Genomic DNA, 14,314 nt, shown 5'->3' with positions numbered 1-14,314 from the left:
CTTCCTCGGGCCGCGCCCGCGGGCCCTTCCTACGGGGCCTCCGCCCGTGCTCCCGCGACCGCCGCCCGTACGTCCTCCTCCACCAGTTCCGCGTTCAGTGCGAACGCCAGCGACGCGCCCGCGCCCGCCGCGGTGATGACCTGGGCGCGGGGGTCGACGACGTTGCCGGTCGCCCAGACGCCGGGGACGCTGGTGCGGCCCGCGGGGTCCGTGGTGACCCAACCGGCTTCCGCGGCGGCGCCGAGGGAGGTCAGCAGGGCGTCGTGGGGGACGAAGCGGGGGGCGACGAAGACCGCGGCGCGCGGCAGGGCACGGCCGTCGACGAGTTCGACGCCGCGCAGGCGGCCGTCCGCGACGGCGATGCGCTCCACCGCGCCCGCCACGATGCGCACCCCGCGCGCCGCGAGGCGTTCGCGGTCCTCCGCGGACAGGTCCAGGCCGTTGGCGAAGAGGACGACGTCGTCGCTCCACTGGCGCACCAGCAGGGCCTGGTGCACCGAGCCGGGCTGGCTGGCGATGACGCCGAGGGGGCGGTCGCGGACCTCCCAGCCGTGGCAGTACGGGCAGTGCAGCACGTCCTTGCCCCAGCGCTCCCGCACGCCGGGCAGGTCGGGCAGTTCGTCCCGCAGGCCGGTCGCGACCACCACGTGGCGGGTGGTGAGCTGCGGGCCGCCCGCCAGGCGGACGGCGAATCCGGGGGCGGCGGCCCGGACGTCGTCCACGCGGGCGGTGCGGAGCCGCACCCCGTAGCCGGAGAGTTCGGTGCGGCCGAGTTCGAGCAGGGTCGCGGGCGGCAGGCCGTCGCGGGACAGGTAGCCGTGCATGTGGGCGGCGGGCGCGTTGCGCGGCTCGGCCGCGTCGACGACCGCGACCCGGCGCCGGGCCCGGCCGAGGACCAGCGCGGCGCTGAGTCCGGCCGCGCCGCCGCCGATGACCACCACGTCGTAGTCGCTGCGGTCGCGGTCGCTGCCGTCGTTCTCGTTCTCGTACTGCTTCGTCGTCGCTTCGTTCACGGCGATCACCTCCGCCGCAGAGCGTGCGCGGTGCCGTGCCGAAACGACAAACAAAGTTGCCGGAATGGGGAATCGGCGGTGTGCTGTGGCCATGGACGAACCCATCGCCACCGCGCTGGCCGAGGTCGGCCCCCGCCTCAAGCGCATCCGCACCCGCCGGGACCTGACCCTGACCGCCGTGGCCGCGGCGACCGGCATCTCCAAGAGCACCCTGTCCCGCCTGGAGTCCGGCCAGCGCCGGCCCAGCCTGGAACTGCTGCTGCCGCTGGCCCAGACGTACCGGATCCCGTTGGACGAACTCGTCGGCGCACCCGACGTCGGCGATCCGCGCGTCCGCCTCGCGCCCCGCGTCCACGCCGGCCGCACGATGATCCCGCTGACCGCCCACCCCGGCCCGCTCCAGGCGTGGAAGTCCGTGATCCCGGCCGATCAGAACCGGCCCGAGCCGGTGACGCACGAGGGGTACGAGTGGCTGTACGTGCTCTCCGGCCGGCTGCGGCTCCTCGTGGCCGACCACGACATCGTGCTGGAACCGGGCGAGGTCGCCGAGTTCGACACCCGGCTCCCCCACTGGTTCGGACCCGCGGGCGACTCCCCCGTCGAGGTCCTCAACCTCTTCGGCCGCCAGGGCGAACGCATGCACGTGCGGGCCCGCCCCGCCGCCCCGCGGACGTGAGGTCCGCCGAAACGACGAACGGCGCCGGTGTCAGGCGGAAACGCCGTCCATCCGTGCGCCGTCGATCCGTGCACCGTCTATCCGGGCCATCACGTCGTCCGCTCCGTACGGTTGCAGGTACGGCAGCCAGCGCGGGTCCCGGTGGCCGGTGCCGATGATCCGCCACGCGAGGCCCGACGGCGGGGCCGGTTGGTGGCGCAGCCGCCAGCCCAGCTCCCGCAGGTGCCGGTCGGCCTTGACGTGGTTGCAGCGGCGGCAGGCGGCGACGACGTTGTCCCAGACGTGCTGGCCGCCGCGGCTGCGCGGAATGACGTGGTCGACGCTGGTTGCGACGCCACCGCAGTACATGCAACGCCCGCCGTCGCGGGCGAAGAGCGCTTTGCGGGTCAGTGGAACGGGCCCCCGGTAGGGGACCCGTACGAACCGTTTCAGCCGGACCACGCTGGGCGCGGCGACGACACGGGTCGCACTGTGCAGGAAGGCGCCGGACTCCTCCAGGCAGAGGGCCTTGTTCTCCAGGACGAGGACGAGCGCGCGGCGGAGCGGTACGACGCCGAGGGGCTCGTACGACGCGTTGAGGACCAGGACGTGCGGCACGGTTGATGCCTCCTTGTACGCCGGCGACGCGTGGCTCGCGCCGGGACGATCTGTACTTCAGTCTCTCCTCAGCCCAGGTCCGAGCGCCACCACATGGCGGTAACGGGCTGGGAGTGTTTTCAACCACACCACTCGCGCACCACGGAACCCACCCTTCCAACGAACGGCCGTTCCCGGGTCGGTGCCGGGTCGGCCCGCGCCCGATCCCGGACGGATCACCGGCCGATCGCCGTACGTGACCCTCCGGGCACCCCGCGCACGCACCCCGGGTGAGCCTTCTCTCTCCCCGCGCCCGGAACAGCAAGTGGAGGAGGTGCCGCCGTTAGGGTGGTTGGCCTCCCGTACGCCATGCCTGGAGGTTCTCCCCGTGACCGCCATCTGGTCATCCTTCGCCCTCGCCGCCGACCCGTCGTCGCCCGCGTCGGAGACGACGCCCGAGTCGACGCCCGTCACGCTCGACGAGGCCGCGGAGAAGGCGGGGAACGCCGCGGGATGGGTGGAGCAGAACTGGTCCACCTGGCTGAACACCAGCCTGCGGATCGCGCTGATCGTCGTCGTCGCGCTGGTGCTGCGGTTCCTGGTGCGCCGGGCGCTGACGAAGTTGATAGAGCGGATGAACCGTTCCGCCCAGGCGGTGCAGGGCACCGCGCTCGGCGGACTGCTGGTGAACGCGGAGCGGCGTCGGCAGCGGTCGGAGGCCATCGGCTCGGTGCTGCGCTCCGTGGCGTCCTTCCTCATCATGGGCACCGCGGCGCTGATGGTCCTCGGCGCCTTCGAGATCAACCTCGCGCCGCTGCTGGCGTCCGCGGGCGTCGCGGGCGTGGCGATCGGCTTCGGCGCGCGCAACCTGGTCACCGACTTCCTCTCCGGCGTCTTCATGATCATGGAGGACCAGTACGGCGTCGGTGACTCCATCGACGCGGGCGTGGCCTCGGGCGAGGTCATCGAGGTCGGGCTGCGGGTCACCAAGCTGCGCGGGGTCGACGGCGAGATCTGGTACGTCCGCAACGGCGAGATCAAGCGGATCGGCAACCTCAGCCAGGGCTGGGCGACGGCGACGGTGGACGTCACGGTCCGGCCGACGGAGGACCTGGACCGGGTGCGCGGCGTGCTCGGCGAGGTCTCCGACGAACTGGCGAAGGCCGAGCCGTGGAACGAGCAGCTGTGGGGCCCGGTGGAGACCCTGGGCCTGACCGAGGTGCTGTTGGAGTCGATGACGATCCGGGTCGCGGGCAAGACGATGCCGGGCAAGTCGCTCTCGGTGGAGCGGGAGCTGCGCTGGCGGATCAAGCGCGCCTTCGACGCGGCGGGCATCCAGATCGTCGGCGGGCTGCCGCCGGTGGAGCAGGCCGCGCCGGCCGCGGACCCGTCGGCTTCGGTCGCCCCGCCGTCCGCGCTGGCGAGCCCCACCTCCCCGCAGTCGCTGGCCACCGCGCCGATACCGGCGCCCGGGCCGAACCTGACGAAGTAGCACCTCCGAGCACACCCGAAGCGGGCACCCGGCAGCACCGGGTGCCCGCTTCCTCGTGCGCACCGCGTCCCGCACGTGCGACTTCTCGCGCGTGCGACTTCTCATGCATACGGCGGCGCGGTGAAGGTAACGCTTTGATTGCCGCGCGCGTGACGGCCATTGACGCCCGCACGGCCACCGGAATACGTTCAGGCCCTGTTAGGAAACTTTCCTAACAGTCCAGCGCGCCCACTGACCTCCGCTGGGCCCCGCGGCCGAAGGGCAGGTGCAACCGTCGTGGCCGGAGCCACCCCCGGAACCACCCCCGGCACACCGCGCGTGCTGCGTGCGATGAACGACCGCGCCGCGCTCGATCTGCTGCTGGAGCACGGCACCCTGTCCCGTACCAAGGTCGGCAAGCTCACCGGGCTGTCCAAGCCCACCGCGTCCCAGCTCCTGGTCCGGCTGGAGGAGGCCGGTCTGGTCGTCGCCACCGGCACCACGGAGGGCCGCCCCGGCCCCGGCGCCCAGCTCTACGCGATCAACCCCGCCGCCGGGCACGCCGCCGGGCTCGACGTCACCCCGCAGCGCATCCGCGCCGCCGTCGCGGACGTCACCGGCGCGGTCGTCGGGGAGTACGAGCTCGCGACCCGCGGCCTGCGCAGCACCAGCGTGGTGCGCCAGGTCACCGACGCGCTGGACGGCGCCGCGAAGGCGGCCGGGCTGACCCTCGCCGACGTCCACCGCCTCGTCATCGGGACCCCGGGCGCCTTCGACCCCGCCACCGGACGGCTGCGGTACGCCTCCCACCTGCCCGGCTGGCACTCCGCGACGCTGCTGGACGAGTTGGCGGCGGCGCTGCCGATGCCGTTCGAGTACGAGAACGACGTCAATCTCGTCGCCGTCGCCGAGCAGCGCATCGGCGCCGCCCGCGGCCACCGGGACTTCGTCCTGCTGTGGAACGAGGAGGGGCTCGGCGGCGCCGTCGTCATCGGCGGCCGGCTGCACCGCGGCTTCACCGGCGGGGCTGGCGAGGTCGGCTTCCTGCCGGTGCCGGGCACCCCGCTGATGCGCCAGGTCACCAAGAGCAACGGCGGCGGGTTCCAGGAGCTGGCCGGCGCGCAGGTGCTGCCGCGGCTGGCGCGCGACCTGGGCGTGGCCGACGTCGGCGACGGCCCCTACACGGACGTCGCCGTCGCGTTGCTGGAGCGCGCGGCCCTGGCCGCCGGTCCCCAGCATCGCGCCGACCCGGCGCAGCAGCCCTACCGGGACCTGCTGGACGCGTACGCCACCGCGCTGGCGACCGGACTCGCCTCCGTCGTCGCCGTGCTCGACCCCGAACTCGTCGTCCTCGCCGGGCGGGCGATCACCGCCGGCGGGGAGCCGCTGCGCGCCCGCGTGCAGGCGGAGCTGACCGAGCTGGCCGCCCCCAGACCACGGCTGCTGATGGCCTCCGTACCCGAAGACCCGGTGCTGCGCGGGGCGTTGGAGAGCGCCCTGACCGCCACCCGCGAAGAGGTCTTCGACACCACCGCCCGCTGATCACCCCCCTTCTGCCTTTCTCCTTCTGCGCACCACCACGGCACGTCCCTTCCCGACACCCGACCCGGCACCTGCCACAGGGAGACACCGCCATGTCCACACGCACGAGGAAGACCGCGGCAGCGCTCGCCGCCACCGCCGCACTGTCCCTGCTCGCCTCGGCCTGCACGGGGTCGAACGAGAGCGGCTCGGACGACGACCCCAAGGCCAACACCACGCTCACCTTCTGGCACGGCTGGTCGGCCCCCAGCGAGGTCAAGGCGATCGAGGAGAACGTCAAGCGCTTCGAGGCGGCGCACCAGAACATCAAGGTCAAGGTCGTCAAGAACATGACCGACGACAAGATCAACCAGGCGTTGCGGGCCGGCGGTTCCAACGCACCGGACGTGGTGTCGTCCTTCTCCACCGACAGCGTCGGCAAGTTCTGCGACTCGGGCGCCTTCGTGGACCTCAAGACGTACCTGGAGAAGTCGAAGATCGATCCGACCAAGGTGTTCCACAAGCCCCTGCTGGACTACACCCGGTTCGAGGGCAACCAGTGCGCGCTGCCGCTGCTGAACGACGCTTACGGCCTCTACTACAACAAGGACGCGTTCAAGAAGGCGGGCATCACGGCCCCGCCCAAGACGTGGAGCGAGTTCGCCGAGGTCGCCAAGAAGCTCACCCAGCCCAAGGGCGACGGCTACCAGCAGCTCGGCTTCATGCCGACGTACCACGGCTACGAGACGAGCGCGAGCCACTACGTCTCCCAGTGGTCGCCCACGTACTTCGACGCCGACGGCAAGTCGAACCTCGCCAAGGACCCGGCGTTCGCCAACATGATGACCTACCAGAAGGGGCTGATCGACCAGCTCGGCGGCTTCCAGAAGCTGGAGAAGTACCGCAACACCTTCGGTGACGAATGGGGCGCCGAACACCCCTTCCACCTGGGCAAGGTCGCCATGCAGCTGGACGGCGAGTGGCGGCTGGGGATGGCCAAGGACGCCGGGGTGAAGTTCGAGATCGGCACCGCTCCGCTGCCGGTCGCCGACGACCAGGTGGCCGACTACGGCAAGGGCTACCTCTCCGGCACGATCATGGGCATAGCGTCCACCAGCGAGAAGAAGAACGCGGCCTGGGAGCTGGTGAAGTACATGACCACGGACACCGCGGCCGTGGTCGCGTTCTCCAACGGGATCCGCAACGTGCCCTCCACCATCGAGGCGCTGGACTCGCCCGACCTGAAGTTCGACCCCGCGTTCAAGACCTTCATCGACATCGCCAAGCACCCCAAGTCCAACACCACGCCCGCGCAGGTCGACGGCGGTGCGTACCAGGTGACGTTCCAGGACCTCGCGTACCGGTACGAGGCGGGGAAGGTGAAGGACCTGAAGGCCGGTCTGGAGAAGACGGCCCAGCAGATCGACACCGACATCGCCAAGCAGAAGTAGCGGGACCGGACCCCGTATGGCCACGCACACCCTGCGTTCGAAGCGCCGCAGGTCGGCGCTTCGAACCGCGGCCTTCCTGTCGCCCTGGTTGATCGGCTTCAGCGTCTTCTTCGCCTATCCGCTGATCTCGACCGTCTACTTCTCCTTCATGCAGTACGACGGCTTCCGTCCGCCCACCCCCAACGGCGTGGAGAACTGGACCTACGTCTTCAACGAGTACCGGCTCTTCTGGCCGGCCCTGAAGAACACCCTGTGGCTGGTCGTGGTGATGGTCTCCTGCCGGGTCGTCTTCGGCCTCGGCATCGGGCTGTTGATCACCCGGATCAAGACCGGCGCCGGCGTCTTCCGCACCCTGTTCTACCTGCCGTACCTGGCGCCGCCGGTCGCCGCCACGCTCTCCTTCGTCTTCCTGCTCAACCCCGGCACCGGGCCGGTGAACTCCTTCCTGGAGTCGATCGGGCTGCCGGCCCCCGGCTGGTTCACCGACCCCACCTGGTCCAAGCCGGCGCTCACCATGCTCGCGCTGTGGGGCATCGGCGACCTGATGGTGATCTTCATGGCGGCGCTGCTGGACGTGCCGAAGGAGCAGTACGAGGCGGCCGAGTTGGACGGCGCCTCCTCCTTCCAGCGCTTTAGGTACGTGACGCTGCCGAACGTCTCCCCCATCGTGCTGTTCGCCGTGGTCACCGGCGTGATCCAGACGATGCAGTACTACACGCAGCCACTGGTCGCGGGGAAGGTGGCGTCCGGCATCATCGGCGGCAGCGGGCAGCAGTTCGAGCCCGGCTACCCCGAGAAGTCGACGCTGACGCTGCCGCAGCTGATCTACAACATCGGCTTCCAGCGCTTCGACTACGGCGCCGCCGCGGTCCTCGCCCTCGTCCTGTTCGCGTTCTCCATGGTCTTCACCGCGTTCCTGATGCGTCGGCGCGGCGGCCTCGTCCGGGTGGGTGACTGAGATGGCCCAGGTGATCGACCGCAAGCCCGCCGCCCGCAGCGGCGGCGGCCCGCCGTCGGCGGCCGCGCGCACGGCCCGGCGCAAGGCGGTGCTGCACTGGATCGGCGTCCACGCGCTCGGCGTCGCCGCCGCGCTGTTCTTCGTCCTGCCGTTCGTCTTCGTCGTGCTGACCAGTCTGATGAGCGACCAGCAGGCGCTGACGCGGGACCTGATCCCGCGGACCTGGGAGTGGGACAACTACGTCAAGGTGTGGGACACCCCCGGCTTCTTGACCTGGTGGCGCAACACGCTGCTGTACGCGGGGCTCGGTACCGTCCTGACGGTGGTCAGCTCCATCCCGGTGGCGTACGCCCTCGCCAAGTTCCGCTTCCGCGGCCAGCGGCTGACGATGATGCTGGTCATCTCGATGATGATGCTGCCGCCGCAGGTCGTCGTGATCCCGATGTACCTGTTCTGGGCGAAGGAGCTGGACCTCGCGGGCTCCCTGTGGCCGCTGATCATCCCGATGGCGTTCGGGGACGCGTTCTCCATCTTCCTGCTGCGGCAGTTCCTGCTCACCATCCCCGACGAGTACCTGGACTCGGCACGGGTCGACGGCTGCGGCGAGGTGCGGACCCTGTTGAAGGTGGTCCTGCCGATGGCGAAGCCGGGGATCGCCGCGGTGGCGCTGTTCCAGTTCTTCTACGCCTGGAACGACTACTTCGGTCCGCAGATCTACGCCTCCGAGAACCCCGCCGCCTGGACCCTCAGCTACGGCCTGGAGTCCTTCAAGGGCGCGCACCAGACCAACTGGAACCTGACCATGGCCGCGACCGTGCTGGTCATGGCCCCTGTGATCCTCGTCTTCTTCTTCGCCCAAAAGGCGTTCGTCGAGGGCGTCACACTGACCGGAGTGAAGGGCTAGGAACTGAATGAAGCTGGCTGTCGTGGGTGGCGGATCCACCTATACACCGGAGTTGATCGACGGCTTCGCCCGGCTGCGGGACACGCTCCCGATCACCGAGCTGGTGCTGATCGACCCGGCCGCGGAGCGGCTGGAGCTGGTCGGCGGACTGGCCCGGCGGATCTTCGCCAAGCAGGGCCACGGAGGGACCATCGTCACCACCTCCGACGTGGACGCGGGCGTCGCCGACGCCGACGCGGTGCTGCTCCAGCTCCGCGTCGGCGGGCAGGCGGCCCGGCAGCAGGACGAGACGTGGCCGCTGGAGTGCGGCTGCGTCGGGCAGGAGACGACCGGCGCCGGCGGCCTCGCGAAGGCGCTGCGGACCGTGCCCGTCGTGCTCGACATCGCCGAACGGGTGCGGCGCACCAACCCCAACGCCTGGATCATCGACTTCACCAACCCGGTGGGGATCGTCACCCGGGCCCTGCTGACCGCCGGGCACAAGGCCGTCGGCCTGTGCAACGTCGCCATCGGCTTCCAGCGCAAGTTCGCCAAGCTGCTGGGCGTGACCCCCGGCGAGGTCCACCTCGACCACGTCGGGCTCAACCACCTCACCTGGGAGACCGGGGTCCGCATCGGCGGGCCGGCGGGCGAGGACCGGCTGCCGCAGCTGCTCGCCGAGCACGGCGCGGCCGTCGCCGACGACGTCCGGCTGCCGCGGGAGCTGCTGGACCGGCTCGGCGTCGTGCCCTCGTACTACCTGGGCTACTACTACACGCACGACCAGGTGGTGCGGGAGCAGCGGACCAAGCCGTCCCGGGCCGCGGAGGTCGCCGCGATGGAGCGGCAGCTCCTGGAGATGTACGGCGATCCGACGCTGGACACCAAGCCGGAGCTGCTGGCCAAGCGCGGCGGGGCGTACTACTCGGAGGCGGCGGTGGACCTCGCGGCGTCGCTGCTCGGCGGGGGCGGCAGCCCGTACCAGGTGGTGAACACCACCAACGACGGCACCCTGCCGTTCCTCCCCGACGACGCGGTCATCGAGGTGCAGGCCGCGGTCGGCGCGAAGGGCGCCGCGCCGCTGCCCGTACCGACGGTGGACCCGCTGTACGCGGGCCTGATCGCGAACGTCACCGCGTACGAGGACCTGGCGCTGGACGCGGCGCTGCGGGGCGGGCGCGACCGAGTGTTCCGGGCGCTGCTGGCGCACCCGCTGATCGGCCAGTACGAGTACGCCGAAGCGCTCACCGACCAGCTCGTGGCGCACAACCGGGAGCACCTGGCGTGGGCGTGACCGCAGCAGTCCTCGCGATCGACGCGGGCAACAGCAAGACCGACGTGGCCTTCGTGGCGGCCGACGGTTCGGTGCTCGCGTCGCAGCGGGGGAACGTGGGCTTCCAGCCCCCCAAGGTCGGCCTCGACGCCGCGGTCGATGCGATCGCCGCGCCCGTCGCGGCGGCGCTCGCACGGGCGCGTGCCGAAGGGCTGGACATCGACGGGGTCGAGCACGTCTCGGCGTGCCTCGCCAACGCCGACCTGCCGGTGGAGGAGGAGCAGATCACCGCGGCGCTGCACGCGCGGGGTTGGGGGGCGTCGACGCGGGTGCGCAACGACACCTTCGCGATCCTGCGGGCCGGGGTCGACGAGCCCCGGGGCGTCGCGGTCACCTGCGGCGCCGGCATCAACTGCGTCGGGATGCGCCCCGACGGGCGCACCGCGCGCTTCCCCGCGATCGGGAAGATCTCCGGCGACTGGGGCGGCGGCATGGGGCTCGCGGAGGAGTCCCTGTGGTCGGCGGCGCGCTCGGAGGACGGCCGGGGCGCGCCGACGGAGCTGGCCCGCACCCTGCCGGCGCACTTCGGTCTCGGGTCGATGACGGAGCTCATCGAGACGTTGCACCTGGGCGGGATCCCGTACGCCCGGGTGCACGAGTTGACCCCCGTGCTCTTCGCGACCAGCGCGGCGGGCGACCCGGTCGCGCAGGCGCTGGTGCGCCGGCTGGCGGAGGAGATCGTCACGATGGCGACGGTCACCCTCGGCAAGCTGGACCTCTTGGCGGAGGAGGCGCCGGTGGTGCTCGGCGGGGGTGTCCTGGCCGCGCGGCACCCGGAGTTGGACGCGCACATCGGAGCGCTGCTGGCGGAGCGGGCTCCGAAGGCGCGGGCCCAGGTCGTGGTGTCCCCGCCGGTCCTGGGCGCGGTCCTCCTGGGTCTGGACGAGCTCTCCGCGCCCCCCGCGTCCCACGCGACGGCCCGCGCCCACTACCTCCCCTAGCCGCCCCCGCCCCGGGGCCCGCGCCCCGGGGCCCGCCGTACCCCTGCGGGGTGCGTTGGTCTCAGCGGCCCGGTGGTGCGTCACCCACGCAGTTCCGCCCCCTACACCCGCGGGGCCTGGGGGACCCCAGCGCCCCTACCCCCTTTCGTCCGCGGCCCGGTGGTGGGCTGGTCGCGCAGTTCCGCCCCCTACGCCCAGAGGGCGTGGGGGGACCCCCAGCGCCCCTGACACACCCGCCATACCCCTGCGGGTGCATTGGTCTCTACGGCCCGGTGGTGGGTTACTCGCGCAGTTCCCCGCGCCCCTAATTGCCCACGCCCTACGGGCGTAGGGACAATCCCGTGCCCGACCTGCACGTGACCGACAGGGGCAGCGAAACAGGGGCGCGGGGAACTGCGCGACCAGCCCACCACCGGGCCGCAGCCAACAAACGGCACTTCGCCCTACGGCGCGTAGTCAAGGAGCGCCGGGGCTTCCTCCCACCCGCAAGGCACGAAGGTTTAGGGGCGCGGGGAACTGCGCGACCAGCCCACCAGGCCGCAGCCAACAAACGACACTTCGCCCCACGGCGCGTAGCCAAGGAGCGCTGGGGGTGGTCCCCCCCACGCCCTACGGGCGTAGGGACAATCCCCTGCCCGACCTGCAGGTGACCGACAGGGGCAGCGAAACAGGGGCGCGGGGAACTGCGCGACCAGCCCACCACCGGGCCGCAGAGAGCAACGCACCTGCAGGGAAACCGCGCCCTCCAGCGCAGCCCGACGCGGGGGAACCGGACCGAGGGCAGAGGGCGTGGGCGCCGTCGCCGGGGGGCACCCGGGTGCGTGGCTGGTGCAAGATCCAGTCAAGGCGGCTGTGCTCGTCGGCCATCGCAGCCATACTGCTGGCCGGGGGCAGTCCCCCGAACCGCCGGGGGGCGGACCGTCGTCAGCGACCGAGGGGGAGGTCTCGTGACACATCCGCCGAGCACGTCGAGCGCACCGAGCACGCACACCGCGTCAAACACGCCGAGCGCGCCGAACACACAGGGCACGCCGAGCTCGCCGAGCACCCGGAACACACCGAGCGCGGGAAGCAGTCGCGCCCCGCGCGACCCCCGCGTCCCGCCCAGCACCCTCGCCGACGCCGCCGCCCACCTCCGCGCCGCCGCCACCACCGAGCCCGGTCGGCTCCAGGTCATCGGCGCGGTGCTCGCCGTGCTGGTGCTCGCCTTCGGCGCGGTGACCGCGCTGGAGGTGTCGCAGCGCGCGGGCGCCGCCGACGACGTCGTCGAGCGCAGCCAGCCGCTCAGCGCGGACGCCGCGCTCGTCTACCGCTCCCTCGCGGACGCCGACACCGCCGCCTCCAGCGGCTTCCTCGCCGGCGCCGTCAAGGAGCCCCGCGCGGTGCGCGAGCGGTACGAGCAGGACGTCGCCCGGGCTTCCCAACTGCTGGTGAAGGCCGCGACGCACGCGGACGGCCGCAGCGAGTCGGGCCGGCACATCGCCACGCTCAACGAGCAGTTGCCGATCTACACGGGGCACATCGAGACCGCCCGTGCGTACAACCGCCAGGGGCTGCCGCTCGGCGGTGCGTACCTGCGGTTCGCCAACGAGCAGATGACGAAGGTGCTGCTGCCCGCCGCGCAGAAGCTGTACGACGCGGAGACCGCCCGGCTCGACCGGGACGACGAGGACGCCCGGTCCTGGCCGCTGCTGTCCGTGCTCGTCGGACTCGCCGCGCTCGGCGCGCTCGGCTGGGCGCAGCGCCGGAACTTCCTGCGGACGAACCGGGTCTTCAACCACGGGCTGCTCGCGGCCAGCGCCGCCTGCGCCGTCGTCCTGCTGTGGCTGGTCGTCGCACAGACCGTGGCCGCGGCCCAGTTGGGCCAGGCGCAGGCCCACGGACAGCAGTCGCTGAAGGTGTTGAACGACGCCCGGATCAGCGCCTTGAAGGCGCGGGCCAATGAGAACCTCGTCCTGGTTTCCCGGGGCGCCGTGCTCACGGACGACGGCAAGCAGGACAAGTACGAGACGGAGTACGCCCAGCACGTGCGCGATCTGGTCGACGACCTGGGCCGGGCCCAGCGGCTCGCCGACGACGCCGCGGGCCGCCGCCCGGTCGAGTCGGCGGCCGAGGACGTCGACGCCTGGCAGGAGCGGCACCGGCAGGTGAGCGAGACGGACCGGGGCGGCGAGTACGAGCGCGCGGTGGAGAAGGTCATCGGTGCGAAGGGCTCGACCGGGCAGTCCTTCGACGAGGTGGACGCCGCGCTGGACCAGGCGCTGGCGCACGAGCAGCGCGAATTCACGCGCGCCGCGGAGAACGGCCGGGGCGCTCTGGGCGTCTTGCCCGTCGGGGCCGTGGCGCTCGGCGTGGCGGGGGCGCTGGGCGCGGTCCTCGGGATCAACCGCAGGCTTTCGGAGTACCGGTGACGGCGCCGGTGGAAGAGGGAGAGGGGGACGTGATGGGAGTGCAGGACACCGGGCGCGTCGGACGGTTCAGTCCGCGCGGCTGGGGCGGCGTGGTCGCCATGGCCGCCGCCTGCGCCGCGGCCGCCGCCACCTTGCTGCCGCTGTCGCGGGACGCGGGCGCGGCGATCTCGTCGGCGGGCGTCCCGAAGGCCGGGGTGGCGCCGGTGACGCGCGCCGCCGCGGCGGCGGAGTGCGAGTCCCCGGAGGCGTCCTTGCCGCCGTCGTCCGCGGACGGCCCGACGATCGCCGCCATCAAGGAGCGCGGCAAGCTGGTCGTGGGCGTGGACCAGAACAGCTACCGCTGGGGCTACCGCAACCCGACGAACGGCGCCCTCGAAGGCTTCGACATCGACCTCGCGCGGGCGATCGCACAGGACGTCCTCGGCAGCAGGGACGCCGTCATCTTCCGCGCCATCCCGACGAACCAGCGCATCCCCGCGCTGAACAACGGCACCGTGGACGTCGTGGTCCGGACGATGACGATCAACTGCGCCCGGATCAAGCAGGTCGCGTTCTCCACCGCGTACTTCCAGTCCGGCCAGCAGGTGCTGGCGCCCAAGAACTCGGACGTCACCGGGTACGACGAGAGCCTGAAGGGCAAGCGGGTGTGCACCGCCGAGGGCTCCACGGCGAACGAGGCCCTGAAGGAGAACTCCTTCGGCGCGGTCTTCCAGGACGAGCACGACGGCCGGCCCGGCGACGCGGACGTGCTGACCGTGCCGAACCAGCTCGACTGCCTCGTCCGCCTCCAACAGGGCCTGGTCGACGCGGTCGTCACCGACAGCGCGCTCGCCGCCGGCCAGGCGGCCCAGGACCCGGCGGTGGAGCTGAAGGGCGGCAAGCCCTTCACCACCGAGTACTACGGCGTGGCGACCAAGCTCGGCAAGGACGACCTGGTGCGCCGGATCAACAAGGTCCTGGAGGAGTACCGCCCGGTCGCCTGGAAGCAGGCGTACCGGAACTGGCTGGAGGCCGACCTCCCCGGCATGACCGCCGCCCCCGCCCCCAAATACCGCTCCGGCTGACCGACGAAAGAGGTGA

At 71.9% G+C, this 14,314-nt stretch carries 12 protein-coding genes; 10 read left to right on the top strand and 2 right to left on the bottom strand.

Features of this window, described 5'->3' with window-relative positions; translation table 11 throughout:
* Nucleotides 1-29 precede the first annotated feature (29 nt).
* Nucleotides 30-1,013: an NAD(P)/FAD-dependent oxidoreductase gene (locus ACH4E8_RS10255; protein WP_398446340.1), complete on the bottom strand. Its 984-nt coding sequence runs from the start codon at nt 1,011-1,013 to the stop codon at nt 30-32.
* A 91-nt stretch (nt 1,014-1,104) separates the two neighbouring features.
* Here ACH4E8_RS10255 and ACH4E8_RS10250 point away from each other — a divergent pair, with 91 nt between their 5' ends.
* A complete protein-coding gene (locus ACH4E8_RS10250; protein ID WP_398446338.1) occupies nt 1,105-1,689 on the top strand; it encodes a helix-turn-helix domain-containing protein in 585 nt (194 codons plus the stop codon).
* Nucleotides 1,690-1,719: 30 nt separating this feature from the next.
* Here ACH4E8_RS10250 and ACH4E8_RS10245 read toward each other — a convergent pair whose 3' ends face one another.
* Nucleotides 1,720-2,286, bottom strand: a complete 567-nt coding sequence (locus ACH4E8_RS10245; protein ID WP_398446336.1) for an HNH endonuclease — start codon at nt 2,284-2,286, stop codon at nt 1,720-1,722.
* 367 nt (nt 2,287-2,653) lie between these two features.
* On the opposite strand from ACH4E8_RS10245, the gene ACH4E8_RS10240 reads away from it, so the two are divergent.
* From ACH4E8_RS10240 to ACH4E8_RS10200, 9 genes are all read left to right on the top strand, one after another.
* Nucleotides 2,654-3,757 carry a mechanosensitive ion channel family protein gene (locus ACH4E8_RS10240; RefSeq protein ID WP_398446334.1) on the top strand — a complete coding sequence of 368 codons (1,104 nt, stop codon included), beginning with the start codon at nt 2,654-2,656 and terminating at the stop codon, nt 3,755-3,757.
* A gap of 330 nt (nt 3,758-4,087) precedes the next feature.
* Nucleotides 4,088-5,278, top strand: a complete 1,191-nt coding sequence (locus ACH4E8_RS10235; protein WP_398447269.1) for an ROK family protein — start codon at nt 4,088-4,090, stop codon at nt 5,276-5,278.
* Nucleotides 5,279-5,370: 92 nt separating this feature from the next.
* A complete protein-coding gene (locus tag ACH4E8_RS10230) occupies nt 5,371-6,708 on the top strand; it encodes an ABC transporter substrate-binding protein (protein ID WP_398446332.1) in 1,338 nt (445 codons plus the stop codon).
* A 16-nt stretch (nt 6,709-6,724) separates the two neighbouring features.
* Nucleotides 6,725-7,666: a sugar ABC transporter permease gene (locus tag ACH4E8_RS10225; protein WP_361532489.1), complete on the top strand. Its 942-nt coding sequence runs from the start codon at nt 6,725-6,727 to the stop codon at nt 7,664-7,666.
* Between the two features lies 1 nt (nt 7,667).
* Entirely contained in the window at nt 7,668-8,570 is a 903-nt protein-coding gene (locus ACH4E8_RS10220; RefSeq protein ID WP_398446330.1) for a carbohydrate ABC transporter permease, read from the top strand.
* A 7-nt stretch (nt 8,571-8,577) separates the two neighbouring features.
* Nucleotides 8,578-9,843 (top strand): 6-phospho-beta-glucosidase, encoded by a 1,266-nt coding sequence (locus ACH4E8_RS10215; protein ID WP_398446328.1) that lies wholly within the window; start codon nt 8,578-8,580, stop codon nt 9,841-9,843.
* Nucleotides 9,834-10,823, top strand: coding sequence for an N-acetylglucosamine kinase (locus tag ACH4E8_RS10210; protein WP_398446326.1), 990 nt, complete (start codon nt 9,834-9,836; stop codon nt 10,821-10,823). The genes ACH4E8_RS10215 and ACH4E8_RS10210 overlap by 10 nt, the downstream gene beginning before the upstream one ends.
* Before the next feature lie 947 nt (nt 10,824-11,770).
* Complete coding sequence (locus ACH4E8_RS10205; RefSeq protein WP_398446324.1) at nt 11,771-13,234, top strand: hypothetical protein; 1,464 nt, start codon at nt 11,771-11,773, stop codon at nt 13,232-13,234.
* 32 nt (nt 13,235-13,266) lie between these two features.
* Nucleotides 13,267-14,298, top strand: a complete 1,032-nt coding sequence (locus tag ACH4E8_RS10200) for a glutamate ABC transporter substrate-binding protein (RefSeq protein WP_398446321.1) — start codon at nt 13,267-13,269, stop codon at nt 14,296-14,298.
* Nucleotides 14,299-14,314: the final 16 nt, after the last annotated feature.

The sequence above is a fragment of the Streptomyces sp. NPDC017979 genome (assembly GCF_044328175.1).
Lineage (GTDB): Bacteria > Actinomycetota > Actinomycetes > Streptomycetales > Streptomycetaceae > Streptomyces.
Note: the sequence above shows the minus strand (reverse complement) of the source record. Positions and strands in the feature narration are given on the sequence as shown.